Below are 9,627 nucleotides of genomic sequence, written 5' to 3' on the forward strand. Positions count from 1 at the left end.
GCGGGGTCACTCCTCGTCGTCCTCCTCCAGCTCCGCGTCCAGCTCCGCGTCCAGCTGCTCGTCCAGCGCCTCCAGCTCCTCCTCCGGCCGGATCATCCGGGCGCGGACGTCCAGGTCGTCCGGGTCGTAGAGCGGCAGCACGTCCTCCCGCCAGCGGTCGGCGGCGAACGTCAGGAGGTCCATGGCCTCGGCCAGGCGGTCCAGGTGGCGCAGGGCGACTCCGTAGTAACCAGCGGTCTCCGTGCGGAACTTGTCGTGGTCGTCGCCCTCCTCCCAGGCCCGGCGGAGGTACGGCTCGGCCTCGGCGTAGGCCTTGCGCTGGACCATCAGCTTGCCCGCGATCATGGAGTCGAGGCGGGAGCCGAGGCCGGCCGCGCGGACGTACCAGCGTTCGGACTCCTGGTAGTCGCGGTGGTGGTCGGAGAGCCAGCCCATGTGGTGGCAGGAGTGGTGGTCGCCGCCCTCGGCGGCCACCCGGTGCCACGTGTCGCGGTCCGTGAAACGGCGCAGCTTCGCGCACAGCTGCGCCAGGTCGTACGCCGCGTCCGGGTCCCCGGCGCGGGCGGCGGGCTCCAGCCAGGGGATCAGGTAGCGGGCGTTCTTGCCGCCCCAGTCGTTGAGCATGTCGGCGTACTCGTACCCCGCCCGTACCTCCCCGGCCTCGGCCCGCTCGCGCAGGGCGGGCAGCTGCCGGTAGTCGGGCTCGTCGGCGGCACGGGGGCCGCCCGCGCGGAGCGCGGCGACCCGGGCCAGCTGCTGCACGGCGTCCTTGTCGTCCTCGCCGAACTCCCGGAACCAGCGCTCGGCCTCGTCGTACCGGCCGAGCCGCATGCACAGCATCCCGAGGTTCCACTTGGGCGCCTCGTCGCCCGCCTCGACGGCGAGCCGGTGGACACGCTCGGCCTCCGCCAGCTGGCCGCGCTGCTCGCACAGGTTGCCGAGCACCCCGGCGGCCTGCTCGACGCCCGCCTCGCGCGCCTGGAGCAGCAGCTCGACGGCCTCGGGCCAGCCCTCCTCGCCGGTCTCGGTGAGGAACATCGCGTAGTACATCCCCGCCTCGGCGCTGAGCGCGGAGCCCCGGCGGTACAGCTCGTCGGCGCGGGGGGCGAGCCCCGGGTAGTCAGCGAAGTGCTGGTCCAGCTCGAAGAGTTCCCGCACCGCGGCCAGGGCGGCCGCGCCGTCCCCGTCGGCCTCGGCGGTCTCCAGCGCCTCGGCTACCCGGTCGAAGACCTCCTCGAACGAGTCGAAGAGCCGGGACCAGCGGTAGACCGCGATGTCACCCAGCTCGACCTCGCTCATCAGGAACGCGGACGCCTCCGCGCACCGCCCCTCGGCTGCCATGAGCTTGCCCAGCTCGATCTTGCAGTCGAGGTGCCGCCCGTCCTCCCATCCCTGCCGGAACCATTCGGCGGCCTCCCCGGTGTTCCCGTCCTCCCGCAGCAGCACCCCGAGCCCGTACGCGCACCCCGCGTCGAACTCCGCGACGGCCCGGTAGAGCGCGTCCGCCGCCTGCCGGTCGCCCCGGACCTTCCGGTACCGGGCGAGGGTGTAGTGCGACCAGATGTCCCCGGCCTCGACGGCCCGCTCCCAGTAGGGGATGCCCTCGTCGATGTGTCTGCCGAACACGAAGAAGTCCGTGTGCCGGTGGGCGGCCTTGGTGTCCTTGGCCAGAGCGGCGGCGACCAGCGCCTCGCCCCGGTCCTGTATGTTCTGGGTGGTCATGGGCGCATGGTGCCAGGCGAGTTGGCGTACGCCCCGCCGGGGTCCCACGGCGTCACACGTCGTGCGCACCGGCCACGACCGCCACCGTCCACGTGGCCGTCCCGCCCTGAACCCGCATCCGGAGCGCCTGCGCCTCCGCCTCGCTGTAGACCCGGCCCACGGTGGCGACCTGGTCACAGGCGATGCGACTGGGGTCGGCGTCGGGCCGGTCGGTGTCGACCACCGTGACCCGGCCCTTGCCCGTGCAGCGGGCGTACACGGTGTAGACGCCCTGCCGGGGCGTGAAGCGCGCGAGGTCGAGATCGCCGGAACCGGACGTCTCGGGGACGAGCACGGCCGCGCGGGCGGGGAGTTCGAGTCCGGCCGCGCGCGGAGAGGGCTGCGAGGCCGCGGCCCCGGCGCGCTTGGGCGGGGCGTGCTCACCCCCGCTGCATCCGGCGGCGAGGAGAGCGGCCGCGGCGAGGGCGGGAACGGAGAGGTGCCGGTTCATGCGGTGCTCCTTGGGTCGGCCGTGCGCTGTACGGCGCTGCTCACCGAGACGTACGAAAGCCGGGCGCCGTTCCACTCCGCTGCGGAGACGTGCCGACGCTCCCGGCAGCGAGGCGAGTTGCCCCGCCTCTGCCGCGTTCACCCTGCCATCCGTCGCCGCACTTGCGTCTCCCCCGGCGGGAGACCCCAAGCTGGCCCCATGGACGGCGACGCGCTCCACTCGATCGGGGAACTGGCCCGGCGGACCGGGCTCAGTGTGAAGACGATCCGGTACTACTCCGATCGCGGGATCGTGACGCCGGCCGCCCGCACTCCGGCCGGTTACCGCCGCTACGGCCCCGACGCCGTCGCGCGTCTCGCGCTGGTACGGACGCTGCGGGAGCTCGGGCTCGGCCTGGACACGATCCGCAAGGTGGCCGACCGGGAGCTGCCGCTGCCCGACGTCGCGGCGGCGCACGTGGAGGCGCTGGAGGCGCAGATCCGCGTCCTGCGCCTGCGGCAGGCGCTGCTGGCCGCCGTGGCCGAACGCCGGCTCACGCCTGAGGAGACCGATCTCATGCATCAGCTCGCCCAACTCACCGACGACGAACGCCGTCGCCTCGTCGCCGACTTCGTCCACGCGGTCTTCGACGGCCTCGGGCTCGACGGCGTGGCCCGCAACATGACGCCCGAACCGCCCGACGCGTCCGACCCCGGCCGGGCCCGCGCCTGGGCCGAGTGGGCCGCACTGGCCCAGGACCCCGATTTCCGCGCCGGCCTGCGGCGGGCGTTGCGGGACATCGCGGCCGAGCAGCCCCGGGGCGGCGTCCCCCGGCGCGACTTCACCGCCGTCGTCCGCGATCTCGTCGCCCCCGCCCTGGCCGCCGGGCTCGACCCCGCCTCGCCCGACGCGGACCCCGTCGTCGCGGCCATCACGGCCGAACACGGCCGCACCGACGGGCTGCTCCCCCGGCTCCAGCGGTTCAACGACCCGCGTCGCGACCGATACGTCCAGCTGCTCGCGGTCATCAACGGCTGGCCCGCCCCGGAGAGCCTGGCGCCCGCGCTCGACTGGGCAGCCGAGGCCGTACGCGTACGGCAGGCGTAGCCCGGGAGACCCGCGTCACACCGCGTGCCTCCGTGTCACAGCCGGGCCCGCTGTCTCGTCCCGGGTATGAACGCACCCGTTCGGACCCGAGGAGCACACCATGAACGCACGGCTCGACTACTTCACGAACCCGGTCGCCGGCAAGGCGCTCAAGTACTTCATGGCGTGCGGCCGGGAGGTGAAGGACCTGCCGCTGCCCGCCACCACGCAGGAGCTCGTCGCCCTTCGCGTCAGCCAGATCAACGGCTGCGCGGCCTGCATCGACATGCACACCAAGGACGCCGTCGCCGCCGGGGAGAGCGCGGTGCGGCTCAATCTCGTCGTGGCCTGGCGGGAGGCGACCGTGTTCACCGAGGCCGAGCGCGCGGCCCTCGCCCTTGCCGAGCAGGGCACGCGTACGGCCGACGCCGGGGCCGGGGTGGACGACGAGACCTGGGCGAGGGCCGCCGCGCTCTACGACGAGGAGCAGCTGACCGCGCTCGTCATGCTGGTCTCGTTCATGAACGCGGTGAACCGGCTGAACATCATCACGCAGCAGCCGGCGGGCGACTACCGGCCCGGACAGTTCCACTGAGCGGAAGAGACACCACAGGAGGGGACCGCGCATGGGCAAGGCCGAGGAGTTCGAGGAGCTGCGGGGGCTGCTGTTCTCGATCGCGTACCGCGTCCTGGGCAGCGTCGCCGAGGCGGAGGACGCCGTTCAGGAGACCTGGCTCCGGTACGACGCCTCGGCCACCCGGCCGGAGTCGGTGAAGGCGTTCCTGTCCACCACGGTGACCCGGATCGCCATCGATGTGCTGCGGTCGGCCCGGGTGCGCCGGGAGGAGTACGTGGGCCCGTGGCTGCCCGAGCCGCTGCTGGACGACCCGTACGCGGACCCGGCGCGCGCCGCCGAGCTGGCGGACTCGGTGTCGATGGCGTCGCTGCTCCTCCTGGAACGGCTGAGTCCGCTGGAACGGTCGGTGTTCGTGCTGCGGGAGGTCTTCGCCTTCGGCTACGACGACATCGCGGCGGCGGTCGGCCGCTCCGAGACGGCCTGCCGCCAGCTGCTCGCACGGGCCCGCCGCCACATGCACGAGGGCCGGCCCCGGTTCGAGGCGGACCGCGCGGAACAGCGCGAGCTCGCGGGCCGGTTCTTCGACGCGCTGTCCCGGGGCGACGTGGAGGGGCTGCGGAGCCTGCTGTCGGCCGACGTCCAGCTCGTCGGCGACGGCGGCGGCAAGGCCCCGCAGCTGGCCAGGACCGTCGTGGGCGCGGAGAACGCGGCCCGGCTGCTCGCCACGGTCTACCCCCTCATGGCCGAGGCGGGCATCACCTGCGAGCCCCGCGAGGTCAACGGCCGGCCGGGCGCGCTGTTCCGGGTGCGCGACGGGGGCGTGCTCCACGTCCTGTCCCTCGACGTGCTGGACGGCCGCGTCCAGACGGTCCGCTCGGTGATCAACCCGGACAAGCTCGGCCACCTGGGCCCGGTGGCGGACGCGTGGGAGGCGGACCGCGAGGTGAAGGCGCTGCGCAGGCGGGCCCGTTGAGCGTTGCGCGCCTTCGGCGGCGGCTGCCGTCGGGCCGGCCCCGTCGCCCGGTGCGCGCACGGAGTGCCGCCCCACCGGCGGGAGGGCGGGGCGCACATCGGTCGCCGCCCCGCCGGCGCACGGGGCGCCCCGCGCGTTCGGCGGCCGCTGTCGCCGGGCGGTTTCGCCGCGCGGGGCGCCGGGGCACGCACGGAGCACCGCCGCACCGGGCGCTACGCGCCCCCCGCGGCGGCCTTCGCCGCGCGTTCGACCTTCGCGCGGTGCGCCTCCCAGTACGCCGCGTCCTCCTGCGGCTGGGCGTACGCGGCCACCGTGCCCGTCGCGTGGTCGAGCTGTTCGCGGAGGATGTCGGCGTGGCCCGCGTGGCGGGCGGTCTCGCCGTGCATGTGCACCATGACGTCGAACAGCCGCACCTCGGGCCGGCGCCACCACTCCACCCGGCCGGGCGCGTCGAGCGGCAGCGCGGCGATCGTCGCGTCCGTGTGCGCCCACACCCGTCGGTACAGGCCGACGATCTCGTCCCGGGTCTCCCCCTCGGTGGCCCACATGTCCCGGCTGCCCGGCTCGTTGTCGTCCCACCGGGGAAGAGGCTCGGGGAACGGCCGCCCGAAGACGTCCCCGAAGTACCGGGCCTCCCAGAACGACAGGTGCTTGACGAGCCCCAGCAGATTGGTCCCGGTCCAGGTCAACGGCCGCCGGATGTCGTACTCCCCGAGCCCGTCGAGCTTCCAGACCACGGCTTCGCGCGCGTTGCGCATGACGGAGTGGAGACGGTCTTTCGCTGCGTCATCGTTCATGTGAACGGACTCTGCCATCAAGGGCGCCGGATGGGGAGGCTCCCCTCCTTTGTCGCCGGCCTTCCGCAGAAGTGTCCGCGATCGGTAACAGAGGCAGCCTCCGAGCGCACCCGCCTGTCCTCATGGGAGCAGGGCAGACACGGCAGCAGCATGGCAAAGGGGCGGGGCGGACATGGCGAAGCACAGGGAGCGGACGTGGCACAGCCGGCTCATCGCGGCGGCGCTCGGGGTCACGGCGCTGGCCGCGGCCACCTCGGTGTGGACCGCGCAGGCCGGCACCACCGACGGGACGCGGCCGGCGGCCGTCGCGTCGCCTTCCGCCGCGCACCATGACGGGCCCGTGACCGAGAAGGTCGCGGAGGACATCGCCCACGCCTCGGACAAGGGCCCCGAGGGCGTCAACATCACCATCGACGACGGCCCGGACCCCACCTGGACGCCCCAGGTGCTCCAGCTCCTCAAGGAGAACGGGGTCAAGGCCGTGTTCTGCATGGTCGGCACGCAGGCCCAGGCGTACCCCGACCTGGTCAAGGCCGTCGTGGCGGCCGGTCACCGGCTGTGCAATCACACCGTCTCGCACGACGTCACCATGGACAAGAAGTCCGAGGCGTACCAGGCCAAGGAGATCCTCGACGCCGAACGGATGATCACCAAGGCGTCGGGCGGCGTCCACCCGCAGTACTACCGCGCTCCGGGCGGCGCGTTCACCCCGTACAGCCGGAAGCTCGCCGCCTCGCACGGGATGCGGCCGCTGGGCTGGAACGTCGACACCAAGGACTTCGAACACCCCGGCACGGACGCCATCGTGGCCACCGTCAAGAGCGAGATCGCCAACGGTCCGACCGTCCTGTTCCACGACGCGGGCGGCGACCGCTCCCAGACCCTGGCCGCGCTCGGCCAGGTCCTTCCGTGGCTGCGGGAGCAGGGGTACGCGTACGGCTTCCCGGTGCGGTGACTCCGACGACGGGCACCCCCGCCGATGAGTTTCCGGCGCCCCCGACGTCTACCCCTGGACGGAAGGAGCGCACCCCATGCGCAAGATCATCGTTTCCACGTTCCTGACGCTCGACGGCGTGATGCAGGCCCCCGGCGGCCCCGACGAGGACCCGGAGAGCGGCTTCACGCAGGGCGGCTGGCAGAAGCCCACGTCCGACGAGGAGGTCGGCGAGGCGATCGCCGGCTGGTACGAGGACACCGACGCCATGCTGCTCGGCCGCAAGACGTACGACATCTTCGCCTCGTACTGGCCGACCGCCGACCCGGACAACCCGTTCACCGAGCGGATGAACTCCATGCACAAGTACGTGGCGTCCCGCACCCTGTCCTCCGTGGACTGGCGGAACTCCACCCTCCTGACCGGCGACACCGCCGAAGCCGTACGCCGCCTCAAGGCGACCGAGGGCCGCAACATCAACGTCGTCGGCAGCGGCGACCTCGCCCAGACCCTGATGCGCGAGGACCTGGTGGACGAGTACCGCCTCACCATCCACCCGGTCATCATCGGCACCGGCAAACGCCTCTTCGCGGACGGCGCGATCCCGACAGCCCTGGAGCCGGTCAGCGTCACGGCGACGAAGGGCGGCACGGTCCTGGCCGTCTACCGCCCGAAGGGCAGGCCGACGTACGACAGCTACTAGCCACCGTAGGGGCAGCGGATCGGATGGCCTGGTCCGGGGCGGCGCACCCGTGGCTGTCCCAGGTGCTCGTACTCCAAGGCGTACAGCTCGTAGAGGACGGATCCGTCGTCGGTCTGCCGGTCGGACGTGCCAAGGCGGGTGGACCCGGCTTTGGCCAGGACGCGGCCGGAGGCGGGGTTGTCCGGGTGGGTCGTTCCGGCACGACGAGCCAGTTCCGTCTGCGACATGCCGAGTGCCGCCCGCCGGTCGTAAACGGCTTGGCCGAGGGCGAAGGCATACCCGGCTTCGGTGCAGGCGGAGGACTCCTCGACGGTCTCCCCCAGGAGCTTCCTGGTCCTGCGGGTCCTCCACTCGGAGTGTTTCATCGCCTCTCCTCACCGGTCCCCTCGTAACTGTGCGCAGCAGGGTCATGACCGTGCCTCACAGGCGTCCTGAGCGTCCACATGCCGGTGCCGCCGCCCCTCGGGCCGAAGGCCCGCCCGGCTTCCCGGGGCCCGTAGTTCGCACCAGACCGTCTTGCGGTGCGGGGACTGCTCCACGCCCCACCGCAGGGCAAGCGCGTCCAAAAGTTGGAGGCCCCGGCCCGACGTGCCCTCCGGGCCGGTCTCGCGGAGGACCGGCCAGACCGTCGCCGCGGGGTCGCTCACCGCTACCCGTACGCGCCTCGAGGGCGTCGCGCTCAGTCGTAGCGACACCGGCGTGCGCTCCCCCACATGGGTGATCACGTTCGCCAGCAACTCGCTGACGCACAGCAGGAGATCGCCCGCGTCCTCGCCGTCGAACCGCTCCCGCAGTATCTGCCGCACCTCCGGTACCGCCTGCGGGACCGCCAGGAACTCCCATGTCAGGGGCAGCCCGTTCATCCCCCGGCCGCCCTTTGCAGCACCTCGGCCAGCTGACGCGCCGTCTCCGTGTTGCAGTTACCGAGCGCGACGAGCGGCTGTCGGCCGGTCCACGCGAGCGTCAGCGGGTCAACTCCCAATGACGGCAGCGTGATGCCGTTGGCCTTGAGCGCCGCACGCAGTGCGTCGATCTCCTGGCCGATGTCGTACGGGGCGTGCTCCATGAAGGCCGTCCACCTTTCGGTTGCTTGCTGTGACGAACACCTCACACGCTGCCGTATGGAGCCGTACCGTGGAAGGCGATTCCGCTCCACAGAGCGAGGTGTGAAAGGCGGTCGGCGGTGGCGAAGGACATCGACGGTTCGGCGGGGGTACCGCAGTTCTATGGGAAGGAGCTGCGGTACCACCGGGAGGCAGCTGGCCTGACCCTGGAGAAGCTGGCGGAGGGCAGCTTCTACGGAATCGCCATGCTCAGCGCGATCGAACACGGCGCACGCGGCATGCCGATCGACCTCGCGGCGCATGTGGACCGCAAGCTGGGCACGGACTTTTTCGTTCGGCGTTGTGAAGACGTCCAGGAGGCGAGACGCAAGGGCCACGCGGAGTACTTCGCGCGCGTACTGGAGGCGGAAAGGCAGGCCCTGACGATCGAGGAGTGGTCGCCCACCGTCATTCCCGGCCTGCTTCAGACGGAGGCGTACGCGCGCACCGTGATCGGCGTCGAACGGTTGCAGGAGCTCCCGGAGGAGACCGACGAGAAGGTCAACGCGCGACTGGCACGGGCACAGATCTTCGAGGACAACCACCGCACCCCCGAGTACTGGGTGATCCTTCCCGAGGCCCTGCTGTGGAACGCCATCCTGCCGCCGGAACAGATGGCCGAACAACTCGACCACATCGCCGCGCTCGTCAAGCGTGGCCGGATCTTTGTACAGATCATTCCGTGGAATTCAGGTGCGCACACGCTCATGCAAAGCAACATCATGGTGCTGGACTTCGCGGACGCTCCGCCGCTCGTCTACATGGAGGGCCAGCACCACGGCCAGACCGTCGACGATCCGGGCCTCGTGAAGCAGTACCGGAGATCGTACGATCTCCTGAGGGCCGCCGCCTCGCCGCTGGGGGCGTCCCTGGCCATGATCGAGGCTGCGGCAGAGGAATACCGAAATGGTGCTCAACCAGCACGACTTGACCGCCGCGACCTGGCGTAAGAGCAGCTACAGCAACAGCAGCGGCGGGAACTGCCTCGAAGTCGCCGAGGGGTACGCCCTGTGGCGTAAGAGCAGCTACAGCAACACCAGCGGCGGGAACTGCCTCGAAGTGGCCGCCGGCCACCCCGGCCTCGTCCCCGTCCGTGACTCCAAGCGACCCGACGGCCCCGCCCTCGTCGTCCACGCCGCCGCCTGGGCGCCGTTCATCGAGTCGGTCAAGGCCGCCTGACGCGGAGCCCGTACGCACGCGAAGGGGCGCGAGGGAGAACCAGCTATCACGGAGTTTGATTGGCCTTTCACCCCTAACCACAGG

General features: G+C 71.9%; 13 protein-coding genes. 7 read left to right on the plus strand and 6 right to left on the minus strand.

Annotated features, from left to right (window positions below):
- Nucleotides 1-6 precede the first annotated feature (6 nt).
- On the minus strand, nucleotides 7-1,722 hold the full coding sequence (locus tag ACN6LM_RS08550; protein ID WP_445064670.1) for a sel1 repeat family protein: 1,716 nt from the start codon (nucleotides 1,720-1,722) through the stop codon (nucleotides 7-9).
- Between the two features lie 52 nt (nucleotides 1,723-1,774).
- A complete protein-coding gene (locus ACN6LM_RS08555) occupies nucleotides 1,775-2,212 on the minus strand; it encodes a hypothetical protein (RefSeq protein WP_445064671.1) in 438 nt (145 codons plus the stop codon).
- Nucleotides 2,213-2,410: 198 nt separating this feature from the next.
- Here ACN6LM_RS08555 and ACN6LM_RS08560 point away from each other — a divergent pair, with 198 nt between their 5' ends.
- From ACN6LM_RS08560 to ACN6LM_RS08570, 3 genes are all read left to right on the plus strand, one after another.
- A complete protein-coding gene (locus ACN6LM_RS08560; protein WP_445064672.1) occupies nucleotides 2,411-3,298 on the plus strand; it encodes a MerR family transcriptional regulator in 888 nt (295 codons plus the stop codon).
- A gap of 100 nt (nucleotides 3,299-3,398) precedes the next feature.
- Complete coding sequence (locus tag ACN6LM_RS08565) at nucleotides 3,399-3,872, plus strand: carboxymuconolactone decarboxylase family protein (protein WP_445064673.1); 474 nt, start codon at nucleotides 3,399-3,401, stop codon at nucleotides 3,870-3,872.
- Between the two features lie 31 nt (nucleotides 3,873-3,903).
- Nucleotides 3,904-4,827 carry an RNA polymerase sigma-70 factor gene (locus ACN6LM_RS08570; protein WP_445064674.1) on the plus strand — a complete coding sequence of 308 codons (924 nt, stop codon included), beginning with the start codon at nucleotides 3,904-3,906 and terminating at the stop codon, nucleotides 4,825-4,827.
- Between the two features lie 212 nt (nucleotides 4,828-5,039).
- Here ACN6LM_RS08570 and ACN6LM_RS08575 read toward each other — a convergent pair whose 3' ends face one another.
- Nucleotides 5,040-5,624 carry a DinB family protein gene (locus ACN6LM_RS08575; protein WP_445064675.1) on the minus strand — a complete coding sequence of 195 codons (585 nt, stop codon included), beginning with the start codon at nucleotides 5,622-5,624 and terminating at the stop codon, nucleotides 5,040-5,042.
- 172 nt (nucleotides 5,625-5,796) lie between these two features.
- Between ACN6LM_RS08575 and ACN6LM_RS08580 the strand changes: the two genes are divergently transcribed.
- Together ACN6LM_RS08580 and ACN6LM_RS08585 are read left to right on the plus strand one after the other, a co-directional pair.
- On the plus strand, nucleotides 5,797-6,579 hold the full coding sequence (locus ACN6LM_RS08580) for a polysaccharide deacetylase family protein (protein WP_445064676.1): 783 nt from the start codon (nucleotides 5,797-5,799) through the stop codon (nucleotides 6,577-6,579).
- Nucleotides 6,580-6,655: 76 nt separating this feature from the next.
- Nucleotides 6,656-7,261, plus strand: a complete 606-nt coding sequence (locus ACN6LM_RS08585) for a dihydrofolate reductase family protein (protein WP_445064677.1) — start codon at nucleotides 6,656-6,658, stop codon at nucleotides 7,259-7,261.
- Here the strand turns inward: ACN6LM_RS08585 and ACN6LM_RS08590 are convergent.
- Genes ACN6LM_RS08590 through ACN6LM_RS08600 form a run of 3 tightly spaced genes read right to left on the minus strand, consistent with a single transcriptional unit; the run spans nucleotide 7,258 to nucleotide 8,327 of the window.
- Complete coding sequence (locus ACN6LM_RS08590) at nucleotides 7,258-7,626, minus strand: helix-turn-helix domain-containing protein (protein WP_445064678.1); 369 nt, start codon at nucleotides 7,624-7,626, stop codon at nucleotides 7,258-7,260. The genes ACN6LM_RS08585 and ACN6LM_RS08590 overlap by 4 nt on opposite strands.
- 42 nt (nucleotides 7,627-7,668) lie before the next feature.
- The gene (locus ACN6LM_RS08595) at nucleotides 7,669-8,124 is read right to left on the minus strand and encodes an ATP-binding protein (protein ID WP_445064679.1); all 456 of its coding nucleotides are present in this window, start codon (nucleotides 8,122-8,124) and stop codon (nucleotides 7,669-7,671) included.
- Nucleotides 8,121-8,327, minus strand: coding sequence for a hypothetical protein (locus tag ACN6LM_RS08600; RefSeq protein ID WP_445064680.1), 207 nt, complete (start codon nucleotides 8,325-8,327; stop codon nucleotides 8,121-8,123). Before ACN6LM_RS08600 ends, ACN6LM_RS08595 begins: the two co-directional genes overlap by 4 nt.
- Before the next feature lie 117 nt (nucleotides 8,328-8,444).
- Between ACN6LM_RS08600 and ACN6LM_RS08605 the strand changes: the two genes are divergently transcribed.
- A complete protein-coding gene (locus ACN6LM_RS08605; RefSeq protein WP_445064681.1) occupies nucleotides 8,445-9,314 on the plus strand; it encodes a helix-turn-helix domain-containing protein in 870 nt (289 codons plus the stop codon).
- Nucleotides 9,271-9,543, plus strand: a complete 273-nt coding sequence (locus ACN6LM_RS08610) for a DUF397 domain-containing protein (RefSeq protein ID WP_445064682.1) — start codon at nucleotides 9,271-9,273, stop codon at nucleotides 9,541-9,543. Before ACN6LM_RS08605 ends, ACN6LM_RS08610 begins: the two co-directional genes overlap by 44 nt.
- Nucleotides 9,544-9,627 lie beyond the last annotated feature (84 nt).

It is taken from the genome of Streptomyces sp. SAS_281, from assembly GCF_052542855.1.